The organism is Leptolyngbya sp. FACHB-671 (assembly GCF_014695745.1).
Lineage (GTDB): Bacteria > Cyanobacteriota > Cyanobacteriia > Elainellales > Elainellaceae > JAAUTN01.
On record NZ_JACJOV010000048.1, the window covers coordinates 143,777 to 169,319 of the forward strand.

Annotated in this window: 27 protein-coding genes; 10 read left to right on the forward strand and 17 right to left on the reverse strand. The window is 49.3% G+C overall.

Features of this window, described 5'->3' with window-relative positions:
- Positions 1–494 precede the first annotated feature (494 nt).
- The 3 genes from H6F93_RS03565 to H6F93_RS03575 all read right to left on the reverse strand — a co-directional run bounded on the left by H6F93_RS03565 (position 495) and on the right by H6F93_RS03575 (position 2,307).
- Positions 495–800 carry a branched-chain amino acid transport AzlD family protein gene (locus tag H6F93_RS03565; protein ID WP_190643165.1) on the reverse strand — a complete coding sequence of 102 codons (306 nt, stop codon included), beginning with the start codon at positions 798–800 and terminating at the stop codon, positions 495–497.
- The gene (locus tag H6F93_RS03570; protein ID WP_190679270.1) at positions 790–1,482 is read right to left on the reverse strand and encodes an AzlC family ABC transporter permease; all 693 of its coding nucleotides are present in this window, start codon (positions 1,480–1,482) and stop codon (positions 790–792) included. Before H6F93_RS03570 ends, H6F93_RS03565 begins: the two co-directional genes overlap by 11 nt.
- 120 nt (positions 1,483–1,602) lie before the next feature.
- Positions 1,603–2,307: a cytochrome b/b6 domain-containing protein gene (locus tag H6F93_RS03575; protein ID WP_190679271.1), complete on the reverse strand. Its 705-nt coding sequence runs from the start codon at positions 2,305–2,307 to the stop codon at positions 1,603–1,605.
- A gap of 146 nt (positions 2,308–2,453) precedes the next feature.
- Here H6F93_RS03575 and H6F93_RS03580 point away from each other — a divergent pair, with 146 nt between their 5' ends.
- The 3 genes from H6F93_RS03580 (at position 2,454) to H6F93_RS03590 (ending at position 5,150) form a co-directional block, all read left to right on the forward strand.
- A complete protein-coding gene (locus H6F93_RS03580) occupies positions 2,454–2,996 on the forward strand; it encodes a PadR family transcriptional regulator (protein WP_190643168.1) in 543 nt (180 codons plus the stop codon).
- A gap of 97 nt (positions 2,997–3,093) precedes the next feature.
- Entirely contained in the window at positions 3,094–4,275 is a 1,182-nt protein-coding gene (locus H6F93_RS03585) for a 2OG-Fe(II) oxygenase (RefSeq protein WP_190679272.1), read from the forward strand.
- A gap of 227 nt (positions 4,276–4,502) precedes the next feature.
- The gene (locus tag H6F93_RS03590; protein ID WP_190643170.1) at positions 4,503–5,150 is read left to right on the forward strand and encodes a hypothetical protein; all 648 of its coding nucleotides are present in this window, start codon (positions 4,503–4,505) and stop codon (positions 5,148–5,150) included.
- 65 nt (positions 5,151–5,215) lie between these two features.
- Here the strand turns inward: H6F93_RS03590 and bla are convergent, their stop codons facing one another.
- From bla to H6F93_RS03605, 3 genes are all read right to left on the reverse strand, one after another.
- On the reverse strand, positions 5,216–6,193 hold the full coding sequence (gene bla, locus H6F93_RS03595; protein WP_190679273.1) for a class A beta-lactamase, subclass A2: 978 nt from the start codon (positions 6,191–6,193) through the stop codon (positions 5,216–5,218).
- Between the two features lie 324 nt (positions 6,194–6,517).
- Positions 6,518–7,162 carry a hypothetical protein gene (locus H6F93_RS03600; RefSeq protein ID WP_190643172.1) on the reverse strand — a complete coding sequence of 215 codons (645 nt, stop codon included), beginning with the start codon at positions 7,160–7,162 and terminating at the stop codon, positions 6,518–6,520.
- A gap of 133 nt (positions 7,163–7,295) precedes the next feature.
- Entirely contained in the window at positions 7,296–7,661 is a 366-nt protein-coding gene (locus tag H6F93_RS03605) for a hypothetical protein (protein ID WP_190679274.1), read from the reverse strand.
- Between the two features lie 773 nt (positions 7,662–8,434).
- Here H6F93_RS03605 and H6F93_RS03610 point away from each other — a divergent pair.
- Complete coding sequence (locus tag H6F93_RS03610; protein ID WP_242043287.1) at positions 8,435–8,953, forward strand: hypothetical protein; 519 nt, start codon at positions 8,435–8,437, stop codon at positions 8,951–8,953.
- On the opposite strand, the gene dcm is transcribed toward H6F93_RS03610, so the two are convergent.
- Entirely contained in the window at positions 8,922–10,115 is a 1,194-nt protein-coding gene (dcm, locus tag H6F93_RS03615) for a DNA cytosine methyltransferase (RefSeq protein ID WP_190679275.1), read from the reverse strand. The genes H6F93_RS03610 and dcm overlap by 32 nt on opposite strands.
- A 90-nt stretch (positions 10,116–10,205) precedes the next feature.
- Between dcm and H6F93_RS03620 the strand changes: the two genes are divergently transcribed.
- A complete protein-coding gene (locus H6F93_RS03620; RefSeq protein WP_190679277.1) occupies positions 10,206–10,430 on the forward strand; it encodes a helix-turn-helix domain-containing protein in 225 nt (74 codons plus the stop codon).
- Here H6F93_RS03620 and H6F93_RS03625 read toward each other — a convergent pair.
- From H6F93_RS03625 to H6F93_RS03670, 10 genes are all read right to left on the reverse strand, one after another.
- Entirely contained in the window at positions 10,389–10,622 is a 234-nt protein-coding gene (locus H6F93_RS03625) for a hypothetical protein (RefSeq protein WP_190679392.1), read from the reverse strand. The genes H6F93_RS03620 and H6F93_RS03625 overlap by 42 nt on opposite strands.
- 107 nt (positions 10,623–10,729) lie before the next feature.
- Positions 10,730–11,398 (reverse strand): dienelactone hydrolase family protein, encoded by a 669-nt coding sequence (locus H6F93_RS03630; protein WP_190679279.1) that lies wholly within the window; start codon positions 11,396–11,398, stop codon positions 10,730–10,732.
- Positions 11,399–11,448: 50 nt separating this feature from the next.
- Complete coding sequence (locus tag H6F93_RS03635) at positions 11,449–12,117, reverse strand: hypothetical protein (protein ID WP_190679281.1); 669 nt, start codon at positions 12,115–12,117, stop codon at positions 11,449–11,451.
- A complete protein-coding gene (locus tag H6F93_RS03640; RefSeq protein WP_190679283.1) occupies positions 12,092–13,309 on the reverse strand; it encodes an urease accessory protein UreH domain-containing protein in 1,218 nt (405 codons plus the stop codon). The genes H6F93_RS03635 and H6F93_RS03640 overlap by 26 nt, the downstream gene beginning before the upstream one ends.
- Before the next feature lie 2 nt (positions 13,310–13,311).
- Complete coding sequence (locus tag H6F93_RS03645) at positions 13,312–13,458, reverse strand: hypothetical protein (protein ID WP_190679286.1); 147 nt, start codon at positions 13,456–13,458, stop codon at positions 13,312–13,314.
- A gap of 124 nt (positions 13,459–13,582) precedes the next feature.
- Positions 13,583–14,299, reverse strand: coding sequence for a Uma2 family endonuclease (locus tag H6F93_RS03650; protein ID WP_190679288.1), 717 nt, complete (start codon positions 14,297–14,299; stop codon positions 13,583–13,585).
- A 75-nt stretch (positions 14,300–14,374) separates the two neighbouring features.
- Complete coding sequence (locus H6F93_RS03655) at positions 14,375–15,457, reverse strand: aromatic ring-hydroxylating dioxygenase subunit alpha (protein ID WP_190679290.1); 1,083 nt, start codon at positions 15,455–15,457, stop codon at positions 14,375–14,377.
- Entirely contained in the window at positions 15,454–17,394 is a 1,941-nt protein-coding gene (locus H6F93_RS03660) for an FAD-dependent oxidoreductase (RefSeq protein WP_190679292.1), read from the reverse strand. The genes H6F93_RS03655 and H6F93_RS03660 overlap by 4 nt, the downstream gene beginning before the upstream one ends.
- A gap of 299 nt (positions 17,395–17,693) precedes the next feature.
- Complete coding sequence (locus H6F93_RS03665; RefSeq protein ID WP_206755701.1) at positions 17,694–17,978, reverse strand: hypothetical protein; 285 nt, start codon at positions 17,976–17,978, stop codon at positions 17,694–17,696.
- A 157-nt stretch (positions 17,979–18,135) separates the two neighbouring features.
- Positions 18,136–18,558, reverse strand: coding sequence for a hypothetical protein (locus tag H6F93_RS03670; RefSeq protein WP_190643182.1), 423 nt, complete (start codon positions 18,556–18,558; stop codon positions 18,136–18,138).
- Positions 18,559–18,916: 358 nt separating this feature from the next.
- Here H6F93_RS03670 and gcvT point away from each other — a divergent pair, with 358 nt between their 5' ends.
- The 5 genes from gcvT to H6F93_RS03695 all read left to right on the forward strand — a co-directional run bounded on the left by gcvT (position 18,917) and on the right by H6F93_RS03695 (position 25,502).
- Complete coding sequence (gcvT, locus tag H6F93_RS03675; RefSeq protein WP_524537888.1) at positions 18,917–20,059, forward strand: glycine cleavage system aminomethyltransferase GcvT; 1,143 nt, start codon at positions 18,917–18,919, stop codon at positions 20,057–20,059.
- Between the two features lie 185 nt (positions 20,060–20,244).
- Positions 20,245–20,634 carry a glycine cleavage system protein GcvH gene (gene gcvH, locus H6F93_RS03680; protein WP_190679295.1) on the forward strand — a complete coding sequence of 130 codons (390 nt, stop codon included), beginning with the start codon at positions 20,245–20,247 and terminating at the stop codon, positions 20,632–20,634.
- A 140-nt stretch (positions 20,635–20,774) separates the two neighbouring features.
- Positions 20,775–23,813 (forward strand): aminomethyl-transferring glycine dehydrogenase, encoded by a 3,039-nt coding sequence (gene gcvP, locus H6F93_RS03685; protein WP_190679296.1) that lies wholly within the window; start codon positions 20,775–20,777, stop codon positions 23,811–23,813.
- A 108-nt stretch (positions 23,814–23,921) separates the two neighbouring features.
- Positions 23,922–24,548 carry a type I restriction endonuclease gene (locus H6F93_RS03690; protein ID WP_190679297.1) on the forward strand — a complete coding sequence of 209 codons (627 nt, stop codon included), beginning with the start codon at positions 23,922–23,924 and terminating at the stop codon, positions 24,546–24,548.
- Positions 24,549–24,572: 24 nt separating this feature from the next.
- Entirely contained in the window at positions 24,573–25,502 is a 930-nt protein-coding gene (locus H6F93_RS03695) for an alpha/beta fold hydrolase (RefSeq protein ID WP_190679298.1), read from the forward strand.
- Positions 25,503–25,543 lie beyond the last annotated feature (41 nt).

The following is a 25,543-nucleotide window of genomic DNA, read 5'->3' on the forward strand; positions in this document are numbered from 1 at the left end:
TAAACAGTCGTTGAATTAGGGCTTCAAGCTAAATTTGGGAAAAAAGTTAAATTCAGCTCAAGATTTTTAGGAGTTGAGACTACCTCAACTTGCATACGTTTTTGTCTACCAAAATTGTATACAAAATTTGTACGCAGAATCTGTGTTAAGTGTTACGTTTTGCTTCATCAAGGGAGTGAGCGACTTTTGATTCGTCTTCATTCCCCAATTGCTACTTTGAGAGTGTTTAGGTTGCGCTCGCCCAAAAAACTTGTACTTACGGACAATACGGAGGCAGTAGTGTAAAACAAAGGTAGTTATTCCTCACCCATCACCATGTCTAGCCCCGCGCAAGTATTTATCTGCTACGCGCACAAAGTCAGCTATTCCTCGATCGCCTGCTGATGCACCTAGCACCGCTGGAGTAGGAGATTAGCGTTTGGTCAGATCAGAGATTGGAGATTTTTCAAGAGGGAGGGGACAAGCTCTACTTCAACACCTCGCTCTGCGAGTCTTTAACTCAGTAGCGATCGCATTCCCCATACACAGATCACTCCAGTTGCCATTGCCAAGAGCGAAACGCGGGTTTTCCAGGCAACGAGAATGGTGGCGATCGCTGCCACCACTTCTGGCAGTCCACCTCCGACAATATTGGGCGCAACGATAGAAACCAGTACCGTTCCAGGAATGTATTCTGACCAGATTTTTACTTTTTCGGATAGGGTAAAACGCTGCACAATCCACAGTCCGCCTGCTCTGGTGGCATAGGTGACGACTGCCATTCCCAAAATCACCCAAAACGCTTCAGGACTAATCTGCATGACGTAAAGCTCCTACGAAACTGCCGATGATTCCGCCAATGAGGATGTACCAGTTGCCCGGAAGCCAATGAGAAGTGGCGATCGCGGCGATCGCAGCAACCAACCACGGCAAAAAGTCAGACTTGCCCCGCCACAGTGTCACCAACAGTGCAATAAATACAGCCGTGAACGCAAAATCCAAACCCCATTGGGCAGGATCATCCAGGGCTGCACCGACGGTTTGTCCTAACAGCGTTGAACCTGTCCACGCAATGAAAGCAACAATTCCGCTGCCGATCAGAAATGCACCGTTGAGATTTCCCTTAGAAAACTCACCCATCGTCAATGCCCAGCTCTCATCAGATAAGAAAAACAGCGCTCCATAGGCTTGCCAGGGACGAAGGCGCAAGAACCAGGGACTTAGCGCCGCGCCCATCAGGATGTGTCGCAGGTTAATCACCAAAGTGGTGAAAATGATAGTGATAGCAGGCAATGGAGTTTGCCAAAGCTCAACGGCAATAAATTGAGACGCTCCAGCAAAAACAAAGCTACTCATAAATAGCGCTTCAGCTAAACTCATGCCTGCCTGACGCGATAAAGCGCCAAACACTAAACCATAGGCAAAGATGCCAATGGCGATCGGAATGGTTTGCTTGATGCCAGCCACCAATCCTGCTCGATCGAATGTGACAGATGCTTCCATAAGCTGCAAACCGCTAGAGCAATGATGAACTCTAGCTTACAGACATCCGCAATATGATTCTTGAAGAATATTGCCCTCTTTGGCGTAAAACATGTGGCAGGGAATACGCCTTGTAGCGACTTACTTAAAAAGCGGAATTATCCAAGCAGCCGTAATGCTAACCAAAATTGCTAATTCTAGAACGGGCATCGCTTGAACTGCCTGAAACCAGGCTGTCCCTGAACTTTGTCGCAGGTTTGACCACCAGCTAGAGAGATGGGTAGACCACAGTTTAGGACTATCCTGCTCACGAAATCGCCAGTTCAGCATGGACAGCAATAGAGGCACCCCACCCACTTTTGCATTTATCAGAAGGTGAAGAGCGATCGCCACCACCACAATCACCCAAGAAATTAAGTGTGCGTAATACCAGGCGTGGTTGAGTTCTCCTCGTGGCAACCATTTCTCACTCATCATCTTGCCGCTAAACAGAGCAAAGGTGAGTGCAATTAGTGTAAAGGTGTTAGTGAACCGATTGAGTGTATACCACCAAATGGGTTTACCCACTTTAGACAGTTGAGGAAAAGAATCAGGTTGAACCAGTCGCCTTTGTCCTCGATGAAATGCATAAACCACAAAGGCAGGAAAAATCAATAAAGTCCACAGTCCAAAAGTTCCATGTATTCCTTCAATTTCCCGATAGTCAGGAAGTGGAATTTTTCCCCAACGCCCGTCATAGGTGTTGTAAGTCCAAAAAGCGGTGAGAACTGCACAAATGAGAAAAAGCCCAGTGAGTCCATGCAAAGTCCGCAGGAGGAATGGTTGATATGGCTGACTTGGTTTCATAGAACAAAGCTGTCTGTCATGCTGTAGTGGAGGCTAACTTCTTGCAGAACACCCAGATTATCTATATGACTAGTCATATACTAATATGAAAATATATCGGCTTCGAGGGTGTTACTCATCTTCCCCTTTCGTTTAGTGAATTGCTTATGTCTCTTGCCCATGTCATTCTCGGTTTGCTCCAACAGCAAGAGCGGACGGGCTATGACCTCAAAACTGAGTGCTTTGATGATTGCATTGCCCATTTGTGGCCGGCTGACCAGGCGCAGATTTATCGCACTCTAGATAAGCTAGAGGCGCACGGCTGGATTAGCTGCACAGTTGAGATCCAGCACGATCGCCCCAATCGCAAAGTCTATCGCATTACCCAGTTTGGGAAGGAGGAGCTAACCCAATGGCTTCAGACCCATCAGCCTCTACCAATTTTGCGAGAACCGCTGCTTGCTCAACTTTACTTTGCGGCTCAGCTACCCGATCAGGCGATTGTGGAGCTATTGGAGCAAGAATATGCAGCACGGCGCGAAAAGCTAGCTGAGTGTGAAGCTATTCAAATTCCATCTGTGGATGATCCAGCTGCGTCTCGCGACCCCAAAATGCATCAGTTGGTATTAGATTTAGTGACCCGACGAGAACAGACCTATTTAGATTGGCTGAGGGATGCGATCGCAACAATTCGTACTGAGTCAGCCTAATTCCATTGACGCTGTTGTTTGAGTGGTTAACCATATGAATGAGGCATTTGCATCTAATGATATGCAAAGCAGCATTCATTCACCGCTGGTTTCAAATATGTCACTACTTACAACGGGTGATCCGGCTCCCTGGTTTGTCCTTCCTTCAACCTCAAATCCAAACTACATCTTTGATACGGTTGGTGGACATCGTGTCATTCTTTGCTTTCTAGGTAGCTCAAAGCTAAAAGTATCAGCAGCTGTATTAGAAAAATTTTGTAAATTACAGCAGCAGTTTGAACAGTCTGAGACTCCATTTTTTGGAGTTTTCATTGATCCGGACGATGCTTCCCTGGCTCATCTGGTCCAAAATCCTACCTACTTTAAGCTGCTTTGGGATTTTGAGCAGAAAGTGAGTCTGCAATATGGAGTCTGCGGAGTGAGCAATGAGGAAGGGGGCGATCGCCTCCACTACGCTCCGACTACCTTTGTCTTAGACGAAAATCTTCGCGTTCTCCAGACTTTTCCCATTCAAGACCCGACTCATCACGTCGCACAAGTGCTTGACTTTGTTCAGGCACTACCTGTGGAGGCACCTCGGTTTGCCAGCAGACAGGCTCCGGTTTTGCTCATTCCTAATGTGTTTGACCGTGACTTTTGCCAGCATCTAATTCATCTTTATGAAACCAAAGGCAGCAGAGACTCTGGCTTCATGCGTCAGGTTGATGGTAAAACGGTCGAGGTAATGGATTATGAGTTCAAACAGCGACGCGATTTTCTAGTAGAAGACCCACCTCTACTAGAACAGGTCAATCATCTGATTCTGCGGCGAATCAAACCCGAAATTGAAAAAGCCTTCCAATTTAGCATCAGTCGATTTGAACGGTATCTGGTCGCCTGCTACGAATCGACCAACCAAGGATTTTTTAATCGCCACCGCGACAACACTACGAAAGGAACTGCCCACCGTCGATTTGCCATGTCGCTTAACCTCAACACAGGCGACTATGAGGGAGGCTGTTTGAGCTTTCCAGAATATGGAAATCAGCTTTACCAACCTGGCGTAGGGGAAGCGATTATTTTTTCTTGTTCCTTACTGCATGAAGCAACGCCCGTAACTAGCGGTCGGCGGTTTGTGCTGCTGTCTTTCTTTTATGACGATGAGGATGCCAAGCTGCGCGAACAAAACCGCAGGTACGTTGTCCTCAACTCAGAAACGAACCCTACTTCCAAGGCAAGCAGCGCTCAGCCCCAAAAGTCATCGTTAGGATTCCAACCTAAAAATCGTAAAAAGCGCTAATAACTACTAGTTTTCTATAGTTTCCTATTTTTGACGCTTTATTGCTTGCCTGTCTCTCGGCTAGGAGTCAGGCACCTAACCGATTGAATCATCGTCTCTTAAGCAATGCTGTAGACTTTCAAAATTTTCTAAATTGTGTCACAAAAGCACTTAATACTGAACCGAGAAAGCTCTAAATTAAGAACTAAGGGTGTTAAGCACGATAGGGGTGTCGAGGAAAAGAAATTATGCGTCAAGTTTTATTTGTAATTGCTGGCTGTCTAGCTTATTTAGCTTTCAAAAGTTTTGCAGATGCGTCTGTGCTGGTTGTCACCTCTGACCCTTCGCTTAGCGGTCTTTTGGCTTCGTCACCGCTCGAAGCGTTTGTAAATCAGGCTGATTTTGGCAGTAGCCCTGCCCCTGCACCAGATCTCTTATCTTTTGTCATGTATGAGGCAGATCCGGTCGAGTCTTCGGTCAACCTGCGTGACTGGATGCGACTGTTGAATCTGAGCGAACCAAATTCGCCTGAAAATACGCTGGCTCACATCGTTGCCTGCTTATTTACCCGCGACCTCGGTGTTAGCGGCAACCTTGAGGCTTCTGTAGATCGCTGGTTGAGTGAGCAGGGGCAAGCAAACAAATCTGCCTTGCTGCCCTTTGATATGTCTTCTCCTTGGGTGAATACGCTGAGCTTGGCAGGAGTAGACGAGTCACCAGAAGGCGATCGCATCACTTATCACCTGCAAGGCACCATGCGAACCTCCGTCCCCAACGAATTCTTCCCGGTTGAGCTATCGATCGAGATGGTCAACGATGGAGAAGGAGGCTGGCTAGCTGAAGACTTTGAAGTCTCCCCCAATGGTGAATTTGAAGCACTTCCCAATGCTGGATAAGGGGATCAGGGACTAGGGATTGGGGTCAGTCGCACTCTCGCTAATCACCAGGAAACGAGGGAAACTTACTGACTCCATTCATCCCAAGCTGCGCGGGTCACCTTGGCGATAACTTCTTCGCGAGTTGCATCATCAGCTCTAGAATCTGAGACAAAAGCTGCTACTGCCAAATGTCTACCATTGGGCAGCGTCACCAGTCCGACATCATTGGTTGCTGCGGTTATACCGTCTACGGTACCGGATGAACCTGTCTTGTGAGCTACAACCGTTCCTTCAGGCAACAGTCCTTTAATCCGCTGTAAGCCTGTTGGGGTCTCTGTCATCAGTTGCAACAGCAATGCTTGACTAGAGTCTGAAAGTCCTTGACCTTCGTGCAGTGCGTGCAACAAAGCGACTGCTGCATCAGGTGTTGCATAGTTGCGATACTGCAATGCGCTGTCTTGCCCTAGCTCCTTTTCTGTATCGGCTACAACAATGTCATTGATGCCCAAACCACGCAAATATTCAGTTACAACTTCCGGCCCGCCAACCAGACGTAACAGCACGTCGCAAGCTGTACCATCACTTTCAGACACCATGTACTTCAGCAATTCCGCCACACTTAGCTCTACCCCTTGCGGATTTGCGTCTCGAATGGGGCTGTGCTGAAAGTCCGAGACAAAATCGTCAGGTTGAACCTGAACTCTCTGCTCCAGGTCTAGCTTGCCTTGATCGACTTGAGCCAGTACAGCCATCCCAATGGGAAACTTGTAAACGCTTTGCATCGGGAATTGCTGGTCGCCGTTGAGCGTAACCGTCTCTCCAGTTTCTAGCACCGTGGCTGTAACTCCAACCCGTCCTTGAGCAGTATTGGATATTTGCTCAATCTGGTTATAAAGTTCGTTCTCGCTGTTCTCGCTGGGTGTGGTAACTTCTCCCGATATACCTGTTCTACCGTCCTGGTTAACCGCTCTACTGCTGGAGTCAGTGTTTGTACAGCTAGCGGCTAACAAGGATAGACAAAAGCCGCAAAGCCACAGCTTTTTCAGCATCATTGAATTCATAAACTTCTGGGGAACCAAAACAAACAGCTTGAAGATACATCTACAAAATGCTGGGTTCCAGAATTTATGAAATTATTAGTAGGTTGTAATAGTGGGAATCTCAAAATAAATGAGGATGTTCACCTTCTAAGATGGTAAGTAGGTGGACATAAATAAATGGTGCTGTAGGGTGCTGTTAGGCGTAAGCCGTAACGCACCGCATCGCAAGGCTTTGATGCGTTACGCGATCACTAACACATCCTACAAATAATTGGGGCTTTCTACTTATCGAAAACGCTCTCAATTTAAGTCAAGCAAGACACGGTCTAGGTTACATAGTCCGGGCTATGAGGTTGCGAAGCCTTTACTCGCTGTTTTGGTTGATTTCGATGCAGCCGAAGTGAACTTGACGATCTTAGTGTTTGGTTTGGAGCGGTGCTGTTGCTTAGCCAGATAGCGTTCGTTAATTTCAACCAGGCTGCGACAACGTTCATATTCATTCTGAAAAAGCTGATAAACATCTTTGTAAGACAGATGAATATTAAATTCCAATTCTTCAATTTCGAGTAAGTTTAGCGTTATTTCCAGAAGTTTTGTCCTGGTTTTGGTGTCATCGAGTTTAGGTTCTCTACATGTCTGCAACAGTTCAAAGTGTGTCTCGACCGGTACATATGGCTTTATGTCAATCGCAAAGTCTTTTGTACCATTACTCCTTGTATAGCTGACAACTCGCCCAACGGCCTCGTACCCGCCAAACCGTTCAAGTTTGTCTGCTGCATGGATATCTTTATCCAAATAAAGCCAAACATGATCCAGTACTCTTATCTGCTCCTGACAACCTTTGTAGGGAACAACCTTGACGTTTCGCAGCAGAAAAGCAGTATCTCCAGTTTTGTTAGCCGTTTCCCAATGGTTTAAACATCCCTGAAAACGAACGGTCTGGCCCAGCCAGTCAGCAAGAGGTCTACAAGCTATCGATGACTTCTGCATCTTGATACTCCCATAACTCTTCTTCTACTTTTGAAAGCAACGTACCCTGCTACTGAACTGAACCTGGCTGAATATAGCTGGATTCCCAAGCGATTCGATCGTCGGAAATCTAGACATCAAAATTACGTAAGAACTAGGCTGATTTCTTCTGCCGCACGGGGCGCTTGTAGGCAGACTTTTTCTTAAGTCCGACGATTTGGGCTTCGCTGCTATCGGCTCCAAATTGGGCAACCACAGCATTTTTAGCTTCAAGAATCGTGTTGTGAAACATCCACTCAGATTGACGGGCAGCATCCAAAGCAGCGCGATATTGAGCTTTGAGTTGGGCTTCGAGCTTCTGTGATTTCAACATCTCAACTTGTGCTTGCTCGATCTGAGAAATTGAGGCTTCTTTGCGATAAGGGGCATATTCAGTGATGGTTTGCAATCCTTCAAAGATGTCTTGATCCGCATTCAGGACACTCGGAGCTAAGCGATTGTTTGTGTTTTGGGTCGTCATTGTTCGGTTCCTTTGGAATTGACTGGATGATGTGAAGGTGCCCGATCGCAGCCAAGGACTAATGAACAAGCGATTGTTCTTAAAAAATCTTAAACAAGAGTAGGCAATGAATTTCGAGAGTTTACTTCATCTCGACTCATCAATTCGTTCAATTGATGGGTCGATTCGTAGATTCGACTAGTCAATTCGTTCAATCGACTAGTCAATTCATTTACTCGACCAGTCAATTCGTTCAATTGATAGGTCAATTGGTTTACTTAACGAGTCAATTCGTTCAATCGATGGGTCGATTGGTTTGCTCAACAGTTTGCTTGACGAATCAACATAGAGTTACAGCACGTCGCTGTAGCTGCATAAGAGGTGAGTAGAGAGAATGTACTGCATATCCCATAGCACATTCCCCATCCCGTAAGAAATCTGAGAATATGCAGAAAGATTCGGCTATCCAGCCTAAGCGACGCATTATGTAGAAAAATTCGAGCTAAGCACTGAATTTCCGGTGTTATGCTGAATCATTCTGCCTAAGATCCCACAGTTGGATCTTAGGCAGAAACTTTCTGTCTAATAAGTTGTTGAGCTGCCTGGTCCCAACTGTTAGTGCCTGGGAACCCTATACCAACAGCGGAGTTGGAGCCGACGAACACCGTTAGTCCGACGACGCGACTAAGCGGCGTTCGCGGCTCAACTCCGCTTTATACAGCCTGCTCTGTGCGTAAGGACACATTCTTTCGTATACTCATCCTCGACGTGCAGTACTTGTGAAGGTGGTTCGCGTGCCAACGCTTCAAGTCCAAGAAGCTTACTCTTTTTACAGAACATTTATCCTTGATTACAGCCGCAATAAAGCCGAGATTTATGAGCAGTATGGCTTTTCCTTGCAAGGAAGCATAGGTTCAAAAGATTGGGAAGTATTCGCGGCAATTTTAGTGAACGATAGAGCAAGAAGAGGCGATGGGGCAGATCTGGTGAACTACGAAGTAAAATCTGCCACGATTGGAAGTAGCTTTGAGTACCAGTACCACAGAAATCGTGGACTAAATAAACTAACTGATGACAGGGATGTAGATCACATTTTCGTCGCTAGAAGTGAAACCTATATGAATGTTGAAGTTTGGTTAGTTGAGCGTACCAAAATAATCCCTATATTTGATAGGTGGCTGCCCGAACTCATTCAAAACTATGAAGCCGCAGACAGGCAAAGATTTCGACGTTCAGTGACTTACGGTTTTGTTAGGAACCAAGGCATTCGACTACTAGAAATCACGGGTGGAGAACTACGCTATTTTCTTTAAACGACTTAGCTAAAGGATTCAAGATATTTTCAGCAATCCAGACAATAACAGGTACACAAACAGCATCGCCAAACCCTGTCAAAGCTTGATTGATTTGTAGTGGGAGTGGATAATTGTCTGGAACACCTTGCAGCCTCGCATACTCCCGGGGTGTCATGAGGCGCATTTTTATAGTTCCTTGTCCAACTCGAACAAGCATTTGCCGACTGCTACCACCTCTAGCAGTTCTGAGACAACCAGCAAGACCATCTTTTCTAAGTTCTGCCCTTTGCTTACCTTCACGAACTCGCCTATACATAGGGCAGTATGAATATGTTGATAACTCCTGTAGTCCTTGTAAGTATTCGAGATTGATGGATGACATCATATTTAAATGACGTTTTACCTCATTGTCAGACCACCAGCGATCATCGTCATCTGAAATGTTTTCTATGACAAAGCTCAAGTCAGCTTTTATCTTTTCTGGCAGTGATGGAACATCCAAAAAGTTCCAGCATAGATCGAGATTGGTTATAACTGCCTTTCCGAGTGCCTGCGTTTTAAGTGAGGAAGAACGCTTAGAGAAAACGAATATATCCTGATTGGCGTTAGATGCTTGCATTCCGACAACGAATACTCTCGGTCTGCTTTGAGGTACAAAATGAGCCGCATCAATAGCAAAAACATCACAAGCATAACCTAGCCGATTCAATTCTTGAATTGTGATTCTGAAGTCTTGTCCGCTATTTGACGTTAGCCACCCGGCTACATTTTCCAGCATCACAATCTTAGGCTTATTTACTTGACTATCAAGGATTTGGGTAAATCCCCAAAAAGCACTAGAATGCTGTCCATCAATACCCTCTAAATTACCTGCCAAAGATAAATCAATACAAGGAAATGATGCTGTTGCAAGTATCGTGTCAGGAATATCGGCAGGACAAATGGAAAAGATATCTTGAACCTTATAATGCTTAGTTGCGTCTTGAAAATGGGCTGAGTACATTTCAAACTTGCTATGCGCCCAGTCGTTAGCAAAGACAACGTTCCAACCTACTTGCTCTAGTCCTAATCTGACTAAACCAATTCCTGCAAAGTACTCCGCACATGTTAAGTGACCGTAAAGACTTACAGGCTCTCTTACACCAACTAAAGCCTTGTTTTTCATTACAGAAAGAGGCATAGTGCTTACGTTACCAACTTTACAAGAGTAAATTCATAGCCATTGCTATGAAAGCATAGCGTTATCCTTACTGCTGAGTCAACTAAATTTATGAGGCGATTTGGGGAGAAGCTATATCAACTAAGGATGCGGCGAGGCTTGACATTGACAGAACTAGGTGACCTGCTAAGTGTTCACAACACATTTGTATCGCAAATGGAGAAGGGGAGGAAGGTTCCTAACGCTGAAATGATTCTTAGAGTGGCAGATGCTTTTGGCGTGACTACTGATCAATTAATGCGTGATGAGTTGGATTTGCCGGAAGAACATTGCTGAAATGCTGTACAACAACGCCCATGCACCCGACCGCTGAGAGGTTGTCTGTTGAGCAACCGAGACTGTCTGCGGCGGGTGATGGGCAACGTTAGACTGCCAAGTCCTCCATGAAGGCGCAGCTTGGAGGTTGCCTATCGGTATCCAGCGCGATCGCTCATCTTGTAGGGTACGTCGTGACGCACCTCTTTGCATTTAATTGCGTAATTTCTAATGATATTTACCCGCTTTTGAGTGGGTGTTGAAGTGAGTTTGGTTAGAGGATAGAGATATTGAGAGTTTAGATTCTCAAAGGTGCGTGGTTACTTGGCGTGCTGTGATAAGAAGTTGAGCGATCGCTCCCATGCCAGCTTTGTAGCCTCTGGATCGTAGCTATCGTTATTCTCGTTACCAAAGGCGTGCTGCGCCTGATAGCGATAGAGCTCGTGATTGACGTTGCCTTCCTTTAATCGTGCCTCCAGGTCATCAACCTGTTCGGGTGGGAAGAAGCTATCCTGCTGAGCAAAATGTCCTTGAAAAGGAATGCTAATCGTGCGGGTATCAGCAGCTTCAGCGGGTGGAACCCCATACCAGGAGATAGCAACATCAGCTTCGGGGACGTGAACCGCCGCTAATACGGTTAAGGCACCCCCCATACAAAACCCCAGAACTGCTACTTTGGGACTGTTTTGCTGGAGATACTGTATGGCACCGCGAATGTCCTGAGTTGCCGCATCGCCAAAATCAAGTTCGTTCATGAGATGGGCTGCTTCTGCCTCTTCGAGAGTGACCTTTCCCCGATAGAGATCAGGCACCAAAACTCGATATCCTTGCTCGACGAGCTGATTGGCTACGCCTTTGATTTGGTCGTTCAATCCCCACCATTCTTGAATGACGACAACTCCAGGAGCATTACTTTGATCGGCAGGCTCAGCATAGTAGCCAGAGCAGGTTTGTCGATCTGGACGCTGAAAGGTGATAATTTCTCCCATGAAGTTTCTCCTAAAAATTAGATCTCCTGCAGTCCGTTTTTTTGGGTCGCTTATCGAAACAGCTTAGTCTGCCGAACGATTAGCCCAAGTCCTCCTAACAGCAAGGCTACTACCAGAATGATGATAGGCAACCGTGATGCGTGAGTTTGGTTAGCAGGAATAGCCTGACTGTCACCAGAGACATTATCTTCACGGGATTGATTATCTACCGTTTGAGTTTCTTCCGTTGAAGTGGTCGTTTGAGTCGAAGGACTAGTTATTGGCGCAGTTCCTCTACCCACGATCGCCACATAGCTTATTTCAAAGGGCTGGAAGTCTGCTCCGGCTTGGGGCGCACCGTTGAACCGTAGCTCATATTCACCTGCTTCTGGAAAGACGACTTCAGCGCCAGGAATGCCCTGATATTGTTCAGCAGAGATTGCTTCAAGGGTCGGCTCTAGCACCGGAGCTTCCCCTTCAGTGTAGGGAGCGGAATAGACCGTTAGCTTACAGTTACATTGCTCTAGGGGCACGATCGCCCCTCCTTCCTGAGTGAGAGCAACCCAAACTTGGGCAGGCTCTCCCGATTTGGGACTGTGGTTTGGTTCAATGTGCCAGAGTCCAGCGACGTTACCAGAGACTTCAACTTTGTGGGCAAGGGTGGACGTTTCTGCCCATAACAAAAGTGGGGCTGTGAGTAAAACAGGAGTTAATCTACTGATTTTTACTGGGGAAAACATAAAATTTTTCTAATGCGAGGAATGACCAGAAATGGCGCGATCGCACTAACACCACTAAGAGGGCAATCCCTCCTAACACCACTGCTGCAATCTGATTCACCAGGGATTGCTCAAATCCACCCAGATAGTGAGAGCCCAGTAGAATCGTATGAATAGCAGCCAGAATAAATGCTGGAACGCTGAGCAGATGGAGCGATCGCCAGTGTTTTCCTAATCGTTTCACCATGCGATCGAAACTGGTGAGGGCTAGTGGCGCAAGCAATGCTAACGATACAATGCCTGCCCAACTGCCGATTTGATGAGTGGGTAGCAAAAAGGGAATGGCTTGAACATTCCAGCCCATCGTGAGTGTGTGACCAATGTGAGCCAGCGCCAAAATGAATGCTCCTACACCCAGCGCACGACGATAGCGGAGCGGTTGCCCCCAAAGCCGACTAATAGGACGGGCAATCAACGCTAGCATCAGGCAAACCAGGGATGCGTGCCCGGTGTAATCGATCATGTCCCCTGTTCGCAGCAAGGTGAGAATGCCAATGGTGAGCGTGAGCCAACCGCCCATGCGAAAAAGTTGACTGCGGCGATCGCCACTCACCAGCGACCCGACCAGTCCTACACCCAGCATCAGCGGCAACGTTCCTAGCCCAAACGCCAGCATGGTGACACTGCCAATCCAGGGATCGCCTGTCTCTGCTGCCTTAATCTGTGCCGCGTAGAGGAAACCGCAGGGAATCAGCCCCCAAACGATACCCAACAGTGCCGGAGTCCACCAGTGAGACGAAAGTGATAGTTTCACCATGCCGCTGCTGAGGCGGTTGTGCCAATTCTTTTGAGTAAGCGGATGTAAAAGTGGCAGACGTGGGACAGACTCCGGGTTGATTTGCGATAGTCCAAACCAGATTAGCAAGATGCCCGTCAGAATAGCCATACCTTGACGCAAAGCACTATCAACTCCAGCAAACTGCCCACTTGCAATAAGTACGGAACTCAACGCACCAATGCCTGCTCCCACGAGGGCATAGCTGAGCAACCGACCTAGATTGAGCAATCCATGAAAGCAAATCTGCTGCTGCCAGGATGGTTTTTCCTGTTGTTGTGACAGGGAAAAGGCGACAGTGATTGGGCCACACATACCTGCACAGTGTCCAAAGCTTCCCAAAAATCCTAGAGTGGCAATTAGCAGCAAATCCAGCATGGTCAATCTAAAGCAACCGTCGATAACTGAAGTCTCTGGATCAAGCTTAGAGTTTGTTGAGCAGCGATCGCCCCTCTCTGAGTAGAGAAGTACCAGGTTGTCTGCCGAAGATGGCGATCGTCAACAGGATCGCAGATGACTGTTTCCACACGAACTCCTTCAACTGGATCAGACGTTTATCATCCCCACCAACTCTTCGGTGTTCGTCAAAAAACAGGCTGTAAAACTTTCACGAAACTTTCAGGGTTGAGCGCTCGCTCAACCAGTTTGCATCTATTCCACCTGATCGGGATCAAGCCCCATTTCTCTCAGACGTTCTGCTAAACGGTTCGCTCGCTGCCGTTCTTGCTCTGCAACTTCCTGAGCGGTTGGCAAGAGAGTCCCCTCTGGGGTTGCCCAGCGTAACCAACGGGTGGTGATGCTCTGATAGGTTCCCTCCCACAGGGTGAGGGTGAGTTTAAGCTGTTCGCTAGTTAATCGCCCCCAATCATCTGGCTCCATCGATTCGTAGAAGCCGTTGTGAGCCGTGAAGCCAGCCAATTCGGTGGTGAAAGGGTCAAACCAGATATATTCTGGGACGCGCAGTTGATCCTGATAAATTTGCTTCTTCTCGACTTTGTCGCGGATGGCAGTGCTTTCTGAGATCAGTTCTATAACTAAATTGGGTGATTTTTCTTCTTCCCAAACGACCCAGCTTTTGCGCTCTTTTCTGGGAACGCCCAAAACGACAAAGAAATCTGGCCCACGGAAATCTTGATTTCGTGCTTGTTGAAGGCTGAAGTAGACAAACATATTGCCGCCGACGAAGAAATCTTGGCGGTCAGCCCAATGTAACTCCAGGGATTCGATCAGCAGGCGCATTTGAGCGGCATGGCGAGGTGTTTCCATTGGAATGCCATCGTCGTAAGGAAGTTCATCTTGGGTCGGAGGGATGGTAACTCCGTAATATTCCAGCTCGCGCCGTCGGGATGATTCGATGTCGATGGACATGGTAGCAACTCCGTGTCTGTAGTCTGCGATCTACCTGTGAACCAGGGGCTGAACGGCTAATGATGTAGATCCTAACTACATTGTCCCTCGTTCTGCCTGGTGTTTGATCAAGCGTTGCACACTGGCGAGAGTTGGGTTGAGTTCGTAGCTGCGGCGTTCGGGGTGATTGAGGTAGGCAACTTGTTCTTGCTCGATCATCAGCACATCCTGACGCACTAGTCCGTCTAGCAGTTTTTGAGCCGAGCCAAACATCTTGTTTTTGACAAAGCGGCGAAAGCGTTCGGGGAGTTTGTGCAGACGATGGAAGGCGTTGAGCGAGGTGAAGTGAATCAGGTAAGCCTTGGTGCGGGTTTCGTGGATGGGGCAAAACAGGCAGTAGATTTTGAAATCGTTGCCTAGCGCCGATGCCCAATGGGGGTAAACGTAGCTGACGTCGAGCGGTTCGGGGTGGAGCCGCCGCAGTGCCGGAAAAATGAGTTGCGAGACTGACCAGATTTTGTCGATTTTGTAGTAACTCTGTGCCTGATAGTGAGCATCAACGCGATCGCCCCCTTCCTCTAACCCCTCCAGCTTTGCCTCAGCCCAAGCCTGATAGTCGTCGTGCAGATGCCCGTGATACATATCCATCAGGTTTTCGATCAGAAAAGAGAAGTGAGCGTTGCACTCAATGATCGAAACGGTGGCAATGTAGTTGAGGTGATCCCATTCGGGCAAGCCCATTGGCTGCACAGTAGGCTGCATTTCTCCACTGATAGATTCCTGCAATCCTTGGGTGCTGGGATAGAGCCAGATGAAACCATCTTGATCCCGCACAGGATAGCGGCGAATTTGGCAGGTAGGTAGCTTCTGGTTGTCTGCCAGGTAAGGGACAGCGGCGCACTGTCCTGCTGAGTTGAACTGCCAGCCGTGATAGGCGCACTCCAGCCAATCACCAATCACCTTGCCTTCGCTCAGCTTGACGTGACGATGGGGGCAGCGGTCTTCTAAGGCATGAATCTGACCTGTGCGATCGCGATACAGCACGATATCCTGATGCCAGAGTGTGATCCCCACGGGCTGCGTCTGCACTTCGCTGCTGCGGGCGACGACATACCAATGATTGGGGTTGATGCCCAGCCGCCGCACATCTCGATGGGTAGAAGAAACGTCCGTGATCATATCTGCAACATTCCTTGGGGATTTACCGAGAGCAGCGATCGCCGCTGAAGCCCTTCCCGGTAAAGGATCTCGTTTGCTGCCAGTAGGCCGCTGCTGATTGCCCGTTCCATTAAGCCGCAGGGGAAGGGCATCTTGACCCAGTCTCCCGCAAATAGCAGGTTAGCGGCAGAGGTGCTGGTTTCGGGGCGATCGGCGTAGCTGTTGGGCGGGAATCCGGCGAAGTTTTTCTGATTCACCAGTTCCCGATGCAAAACCGTTGCCTGTTGCAGTTCCGGCACGATTTCGTACAGTTCTTGCTCAAAGGTGGTCAGCAAAGCCTGTTGCGTTGGGAACTTGGCTTCTTTGTAGCAATAAGCGTGAAGCTCGACAACGCTACCCCCCGTACGTTCTGCCCAATCGATGTAATCTTCCTGGATGCGGTGATAGAGGGTGATGCTGTCGGTGAGGCTATAGCCCGACAGGGAAGCAAAGTTGCTGTGCTGCCAGGGAAAGTCACGGTCAAACCAGAACCGAGCCACTGCAAATGGGTCAGCCACCGCTAACTGTTTGACCTGCTGTGCCACCTGAGGATGGGCTTCACCTTCAGAGAGAGAAAACAGATGTTGAACGCCCGGTACGTCTGCCGCAAATACATAAAAGTCTGCTTCTACAGTTTCGCTCGGCATTGCTTCAGCGGCGATCGCCACCAACTGCACCTGTTCTTCTTGCCGCTGGATCACCTGAAAGCGGGGCAAATCGCGCTGGGCGGGACCACGCTGAACTCGTCCCTGTGAGTTATACATTGCGCCATGACAGGGACAGTGAAACGCACCGTCCTCCTCTTCGTGCACGGTGCAGCCCTGGTGAGTGCAGCTGAGGGAAACGGCTTCGTTGCTGTTGGCAGCGACCGCATAGACCGCATCGCCCGCGCCAAAGTATTCCAACTGATCTGTGCTAAGCAGCGGATTGCGCTTTACCCAGAACGGCACCCGACTGCTGCTATTTCCTTGCTGATAGCTGAGGGCTTTTACCTGCCCCTGATCCCAGCGCACACCGCTGACGGTGACATCCGTGAGAATGGTGCCGCCACTTTGCTGAATCGACTGGGCGATCGGATCTACCAGGCTTCTGCCCATGTCTTGCCGAGTGCCGTTAAATGCCAGCCCTTCTGGATTGCCAAAGAAGTAAAAGTGAAAGAACTGCATTAGCTCTCCCGCACTCATGACATCGGGTGCATTCAGGCTGGACTTGGCGAAGGGCAGAAAGTAAAGGTCGTACAGCCCTTGAGGAAAGCCTTCTTTCGTCCATTCCGCCACGGACAGATGGTCGAGCCGCTGGAAACTCTTTTGAGCATTGAATCCAGTAATTTCACGAAACACCTGCCAGTGTTCATACTTGGTTAGGTTTAACCCCCAACTCAGGCGATTGGAAGAAGACACCGCCAGATCAACAATATTCCAGGGGAAGGCAGAGTGGCTGGGGCGGAAAACTTCGGGGCGATACTGGCGATCGCGATAAACCACCGAGTAATATTCCAGCGACTTGAAGTTATCCGTTGCACCGATCTCCTGAACTAACCCCTTCAAGTTGTAATACTGCGGGAAAAAGCCGTGGAACCCATGCTCCATCATGAGCGTTTGGTCGCCCACCTGGATTTCCCAACTGGCAACTTTGCCGCCCAGTTGAGCCGATCGCTCTAAGAGCGTGACGGCAAATCCACGCTGGCTAAGTTCATAGGCACAAGCCAAACCCGCCAAACCACCCCCCACTACAGCAACACTTTTGGGCTGGTTGAGATAGCGGGGTAAGTCAAGCGTGTCTTGCTGAAAGACGGAAGGCTGGGGTTTGGCGAGGCGAGAGTAGCCGACCAGTCCTCCTACGGTACCGATTCCGAAAAGCTTGAGTAATGTTCGTCGAGAGACGGATTTCAACAGGGCAGAACCTAACGCTTCACTCATTATTTACGAAAACTAAGGCAGGAATGGATGTTTGATGCACTGAGCACTTTAAGACATGAATCATACCAACCCTGGGCGATCGCCCTCTGCTCTATCCAAACCCTAGTAAAAGCCTTATGAAATGAAGGATTCAGCCCTTTCTAGTGAAATCGTTAGCCGATAAAGCTCTTTATCATGTCTCTACATTCGAGAGAATACCCGATTTGTTGATCCCTGCTGTTCAAGCCTGTTTCTAGCGAGAACGGGACGATCAAGCTCCACCTAAAACTCGTAGGATGCGTTAGCGTCAGCGTAACGCATCAAAGCTTTGACAGACGTGCGTTACAGCTCTGCCCAACGAACCCTACAGCGTTGCGTAATGCTCCTGTGTCTTTGCGCCATGCTACTTTGTCTTCCCGCAATGCTGCTGCGTCTTTGCGCCATGCTCCTGCGTCTTTGCGCAGTGCTCCTGCATCTTCCTGCAATGCTCCTGCGTCTTCCCGCAGTGCTGCTTTGTCTTCCCGCAGTGCTGCTTTGTCTTCCCGCAGTGCTGCTGAAACGTGCAGCGCCTCAAACGTGAGTTGGGTCAAAGGAACATCCAACATAAGTTGAGGGCACGAAACCCAACACAGTCCTTTGCTCCTGGATTTCGTGCCCTCAACCTAGCCTATAGTCAACTAACTTGCATAGTTCCTCTGCTGTAGGGGCTTGGCAGTGCCAAGCCCCTAACCGGAATACCGCACTTCATTAAATTCATGCTCCTTACTGTTTCGGTTTTGCTGCCTGCGTATCAAACACCGCGCCAGCGCCATAGGAATCAATATCCATTGCTTCAGAACCACCTCTGACCAGCAAACTCAGCATTGAGCCAAGCTGAAACCAGATGAGTAGTGCAGTTGGCACCACAACGATCGTTGCCAATCCAGCGGCAAACCACCAAACCAGGCTAAATACTGAAAAGCTAGCCGCCATGAAAACCACCAGGCAGACCGTCAAGCCGAAATAAGCGGCGATCGCATGGGGCGTTGCATAGTTGATTTTGGATTGAGACTGACGGTTTGTATCCCACTGAGCGACCTGATATTCCAGGATGTCTTTGAAAATGAACCCAAAGGCGATCGCAAAGAAATTGCTCACCATAATCAGCGTAAACACAGGAGGATTAGTAAAAGGTTCAGGGTTCATGATTAAATGCTCCGCAGGAGTGCTCGTCAGTTAACAAATGTAAAGATAAGTATATAGCAAGTCGTTTGATGCTGAGGTCTTATGACAGTCTGCTCTCTGGCGTGGCGATCGTATAAACCCGTAGGGGCGCGGCATTCGACCCCTATCTCTTGGTTCTGAACCGGACCCCACTCGAATGCCACGCCCGGTTCGGCACAACCATTCCCTTAACGCGTCCAGTTCGGCACAACCATTCCCTTAATCCGAACCGGGCGTGGCATTCGGGCGAAAAAAGAGGATGGGTGGCGAATAAAGTTTGCCGAATGCTGTGCCCCTACGGTCTAATTCAGATTAGGCATAGATTTTAGGAACTGGAATTGTGACCAATCACTCTGAAGGGATGCAGCCCATTGCCTCTCTGTTTCGCACTCCGCTTTACGAGCTGTATCGCGAAGCTCAAGCCCGCATTGTCCCTTTCTCTGGATGGGAAATGCCTGTGCAGTACAGCGGCATCTTGCCCGAACATCGGGCTGTGCGTGAGGCAGCGGGGATGTTTGACATCTCCCACATGGGGAAGTTTGCACTAAACGGCGCAGATGTGATCGACGCGCTTCAGCTACTTGTTCCTTCTGATTTGAGTCGTTTGCAGCCCGGTGAAGCACAGTACACGGTTTTGCTGAATGCTCAGGCAGGGATTATTGACGATCTGATCGTTTACTACCAGGGAGTAGACGCGAAGGGCGATCAGCGGGTGATGCTGATCGCCAACGCAGCTACAACAGTGAAAGACCGTGATTGGCTGCTGGCAAATCTGAGTTCAGACCTCAACTTTCAAGACTTGTCGCCTACAAAAGTTTTGTTAGCGGTGCAAGGACCAAAGGCAGTTAGCTTACTTCAGACCTGTGTGCAGGAAGATTTATCTCAGGTCAAACGGTTTGGACATCGGGAAGGCAGTGTTTTGGGACAGCCCGGTTTTTTGGCACGGACGGGCTATACGGGCGAGGATGGCTTTGAGGTGATGGTCGATCCGCAGACGGGGATTGATCTGTGGCGATCGCTCCTCAAATCTGGCATTACCCCCTGCGGCTTGGGCGCACGCGACACCCTGCGGCTCGAAGCGGCAATGGCACTCTACGGGCAGGACATTGACGAAACCACCACACCGCTCGAAGCGGGTTTGGGATGGCTGGTTCACCTTGACCGCAAAGGGGACTTCATCGGTCGCAAGGTGCTTGAGGAGCAGAAGCAATTTGGCGTAGCGCGAAAGCTAGTCGGGCTACAGATGGAAGGGCGAAACATCGCCCGTCACGATTATCCAGTGCTGTTTAACCAGGAAAAGGTTGGGGTTGTTACCAGCGGTACCGTGTCTCCAACTTTGGGGAAGGCGATCGCCCTTGCCTACGTTCCCACTCACTTAGCTAAGACGGGGCAAGAGTTAGACATTGAGATTCGCCAGAAAGCATATCGGGCGATCGTTGTGAAACGTCCGTTTTATAAGTCGGCAGCAATTCCTACGCTTTGAGGGGCGATCGCACCCATTGCTCTCACCTCTGCTGAAGTTTTTGCTTAGGACACTTGCTTGAGTCACTACAGTTTCAGCAAATCTGAAATCTATGAGCATTTTTGTCCGGCTACTGTAGCTTTTTCGGCTTTTACGGAATAATTTTGTTTGAGGTATTCCCCTCAAATCTTTATTGGCAACCTGCTATGGCGCTCGAATATCCCGAAGACCTAAAGTATCTCGACTCCCATGAGTACGCTCGGCTAAATGGCGACATTGCCACCATTGGCATTACTGCTTTTGCGGTTGATCAGCTTGGCGACATCGTTTTCCTGGAGTTGCCCGACGTTGGCTCAGCCCTGACCAAAGGAGAAACCTTTGGCACTGTCGAATCTGTGAAAGCGGTAGAAGATTTGAACGTTCCGATCTCAGGCACTGTAATCGAACGAAATGACCCAATGGTCGAAGCGCCTGAGCAAGTGGCAAAAGATCCTTACGGTGAGGGCTGGCTGCTCAAGGTGAAATTTGAAGATGCCAGTGAGCTAGACAGCGCTTTGTCTGCCAGCGAATATCAGGCGCAGGTCGAAGGGGAATAGTCTGTTTAGCCTGACCAGACCCAGGCAGCTAAGGCAATTATTCTGCTATTTATTGCAAAGTATTGCAGAATAGTCAGAAATCTGATCAATTCAGATCCGTTCTGATCTGTCTTTGTTGTCGTTCCCCCTGCACTGCCTCCATGTCTTCAGATTCTCTTGATCTGCATCCCTCATCCGATTTGAGCCAGTCCGATTCTGATGCGTCATACGCTCAGGTTGACTCGTCTGCCGTCTTCCAAAATGGGAATGGCTCCGCTAACGGGTCAACCAAACAGGCATTTGGTGAAGCGCAAGGGGAGTTTGAGCGCAGGCATATTGGACTCAGTCCAGCGGACGTAGAGGAAATGCTGGAAGCTTTGGGCTTTTCGACACTGGAGGCACTGATCGATCAAACGATTCCGCCTGCAATTCGTCTGCAAAAGCCGCTGGAGCTATCAGGTGGGTCGAGTGAATATGAGGTGTTGCAAGAGTTGAGGGCGATCGCCACTCAAAATCAGATTTTCTACTCTTTCATTGGCATGGGCTACTCGAACTGCATTACGCCCCCGGTGATTCAGCGCAACATTCTCGAAAATCCGGGTTGGTACACCCAATACACGCCCTATCAGCCAGAAATTGCTCAGGGACGACTGGAGGCAATGCTCAACTTTCAGACAATGGTGATCGACCTGACCGGACTGGAGATCGCCAACGCTTCTTTGCTTGATGAAGCAACCGCTGCTGCCGAAGCGATGACAATGAGCTACGGCTTACACAAAGGCAGTGCCAAAGCCTTCTGGGTTTCCGCAGCCTGTCATCCTCAAACCATTGACGTGATCCAAACTCGCGCCAAGCCGCAGGGGATTGAGGTGATCGTGGGCGATCACCAAACCTTTGAGTTTGATCAGCCTATTTTTGGTGCACTGCTGCAATATCCGGCGACAGACGGCACGATTTACGATTACCAGGAATTTATCCAACGGACGCATGAGGCAGGCGCACTGGTAACAATGGCAGCAGATTTGCTCAGCCTCACCTTGCTGAAGCCACCAGGGGAACTCGGTGCAGACATTGCCGTGGGCAATACCCAGCGGTTTGGCGTTCCTCTGGGCTATGGCGGTCCCCATGCAGCCTACTTTGCCACGAAGGAAGCGTACAAACGGCAGATTCCAGGACGACTGGTGGGCGTTTCTAAAGATGTATCGGGACGACCTGCACTGCGACTGGCGCTGCAAACCCGCGAACAGCATATTCGTCGGGACAAGGCGACCAGCAATATCTGTACGGCACAGGTGCTGCTGGCGGTGATGGCGAGCATGTATGCGGTCTATCACGGGCCGGAAGGACTGCACCAGATTGCCCGTCGCATTCATCAGCGCACTGCAACTCTGGCAGAGGGTTTGCAGCAATTGGGCTATGAGGTGGGTACGCCATTTTTTGACACGCTGCGAGTAGAGGTAGGCGACCGGGCTGAGGAAATTTTGGAACGGGCGATCGCCCACCGCATCAACTTGCGTCGATTGGGCGATCGCGCCATTGGTATTTCCTTGGACGAAACTACGTCTGAGCCGGACCTGCTGCACCTCTTTAAGGTTTTCCTAAAAGGAGAAACGCCCCACTTTACCCCATCGACTCTTTCTCCCCGGAGCAATTTTCAAATTCCAGTCGTCCATCAGCGAACGAGTGCTTACCTGACCCATCCCGTTTTCCACCGCTACCGCTCTGAGACGGAACTGCTGCGCTACATTCATCGGCTTCAGGCAAAGGATTTGTCGTTGACAACGGCAATGATTCCGCTTGGCTCTTGCACGATGAAGCTAAACGCGACGGCTGAAATGATTCCAATTAGCTGGCCTGAGTTTGCTCAGATTCATCCCTTTGCGCCGCTGGCACAAACTCAGGGCTATCAAACCCTGTTTCAGCAGCTAGAGCAAATGCTGTCAGAAATCACCGGATTTGCCGGGATCTCGCTTCAGCCTAATGCCGGATCGCAGGGCGAATATGCTGGACTGCTGGTCATTCGGCAATATCACGAGCAGCGTGGCGAAGGGCACCGTAACATTTGCCTGATCCCAGAATCGGCGCATGGTACTAACCCCGCCAGTGCAGTCATGGCTGGGATGAAGGTTGTCCCGGTTGTTTGTGATGCAGACGGCAACATTGATGTAGCTGACCTAAAAGCAAAAGCCGAGAAGCATCGCGATCATCTGGCAGCGCTGATGGTGACCTATCCTTCGACTCACGGTGTGTTTGAGGAGGCGATTCAAGAGATTTGTGCGATCGTCCACCAGCACGGCGGTCAAGTCTATATGGATGGCGCAAACATGAACGCCCAGGTTGGGCTTTGCCGTCCGGCAGATTTTGGCGCAGATGTCTGTCACCTCAATTTGCACAAAACTTTCTGCATTCCTCATGGCGGCGGCGGACCGGGTATCGGACCAATTGGCGTAAAACCCCACTTGAAACCCCTCCTGCCAGGTCACTCTGTCGTTGACATTGAAGAAGTCTACTCAGAAGGTGACGTTCAAAGTTCAAAATCCAAAGCTCAACCTGCTCGAATCGGTGCAGTTGCTTCGGCTCCCTGGGGCAGCAGCAGCATTCTGCCAATTTCCTGGATGTACATCGCCCTAATGGGATCGACTGGACTGACTAGAGCCACACAAGTCGCGATTCTGAATGCTAACTACATCGCTAAACGATTGGAGAATGATTACCCCATTCTCTACAAAGGCAAAAATGGACTGGTTGCCCACGAGTGCATTTTGGATTTGCGCCAGTTTAAGAAAACCGCTGGGATCGAAGTTGATGATATCGCCAAACGGTTGATTGACTACGGTTTCCATCCACCAACGGTATCCTGGCCGGTTGCCGGCACGGTGATGGTGGAGCCCACCGAGAGTGAGTCCAAGCAAGAGCTAGACCGCTTCTGTGATGCCATGATCGCAATTCGCGAGGAGATTCGCGAAATTGAGCAGGGGAAAGCCGATCGCCAAAACAACCTGCTCAAAAATGCACCCCATACTGCCGAAATTCTCATCAGCGATGAATGGGAACGTCCTTACTCTCGTAAGCGCGCTGCTTACCCAACTTCCTGGACGCAAGAAAACAAATTCTGGGCTTCAACCGGACGAATCGATAATGCCTATGGCGATCGCAACCTAATTTGTGCCTGCCTACCTATGGAAGCTTACGCAGAATAGGATAGAGAAACGCAGGTTGGGCTGAAGCATGAAACCCAACAGGTCTAAAACTCTAAGATTGTCGGGTTTCGCTAGCTCAACCCAACCTCTAGGTCAGGAGCGTATCCTATGGTTCAAAGCCTACCGATTAGCAATTTAAGTTTGTACGATATCAAAGCCAAGTTTGATTTGAGGGAAGCGCAGGACGAATCCTTCTTCCCGGAATGGTATCAGGAACTACCAGAGCTAACCGAATCGGAACAGCAAGCTTTGGATCAGATTAAGCGCAACTTCCTATATCTAAATGAATCTCCCCTAGCGGAAGTTGCTGTGAAAATGGTTGTTTTGTCGCCCTTACTGTCAATGGCAGGCTTTTATCAGCCACCGTTTCGCTTTTCTACGGAAGCATCGGTTCAAATCACTGCTGAGGATGACGGGCAATTGTTTCGTGGAAGGATTGATGTGCTGGTGCTGCAAGAGCGCTTCTGGATTCTCACTGTTGAATCAAAAGAAGCTGGCTTTTCACTCAAGCAGGCGATCGCCCAAGCACTCGCCTACATGACGGGTAATCCTTACCCTGAACGCCCCGTTTTTGGTCTAGTAACCAACGGTAGCCACTTCATTTTTCTGAAGTTGACTCAACGCGAAATACCTCAATATGCTTTGTCAGATGAATTCTCTTTAATGAAGCGCAGTAACGATCTATATCATGTCCTTAAGATCTTGAAGCACCTGGGAAAATCGCTAGTCTTTTAGGAGAATCTTGACGGAGAAGGACGCATGACAAACTGGTGGCAAATCTTCCCACAGGGGCGGCAAACGCTGACGATTGAAGATGCTGAAGGTGAAAAGGTGGCGATCGCCTACGGGGAAGCCGGAACCGGACAGCCCCTGTTTTTGCTACACGGCATTGGCAGTTGGAGCTATAGCTGGCGGCACAACGTCAAACCTCTGTCGCAGCACTTTCGAGTGATTTGCCCAGATGCAAAAGGTCATGGCTTCTCGCCTGCCTCCACTGCACCGGAAACGGTCGGGCATCAAATTGTCGAACTAACCCGGATCATCCAGGCATTGACCGATCAGCCTGCCATTTTGGTGGGAGAATCTCTGGGCGCGTTAACGGCTTTGGCGGTAGCACAGGCTCATCCAGAGTTGGTCGAACGGCTGGTGCTGATCAACGTGCCGATCTTTCCGCGACAGTTGCCGAGTTTGGGAATGCGATCGCTTGCTGACATTCCTCTAGATCTGGTGCGCTGGTTTGATCAGTCACGCCTGATTCGTTCCTTTGCGCCTGTTGTCCGTTCCATCACCTGGCTGATGCGGCAGGAAGTTGTCGCTGACCCAAACTCCATTACAGATGAGGAAATTTACTGGCTCACCTATCCCTATGTTGAGTTCCCCGGCACAATTACTCAGTTTGCGACAGATTTACAGCAATCGGCGCGAGAAATTCGCAATTTGCAAACCGGACAACCGAGTATCATTCGCACCATTCAGCAAGATCTAGCCAAGGTGGTTTGTCCGACGTTAATTCTGTGGGGAGAGTGCGATCGCTGGTTTCCCGTTGCGGATGGCGAAAAACTTCACGCTCACCTGCCAAACTCGCAGTTTCAGGTTATTCCCAACTGCGGACACAATTCCTCTAGCAGTGCGGCTCCAGTAAATGAAGCGATCCTGACCTTTATGCAAACAGAGGCGGCTACTCGGTAAGGGGCGATCTCAAGACACAGCCTGTCTGAGGAGGAAATATC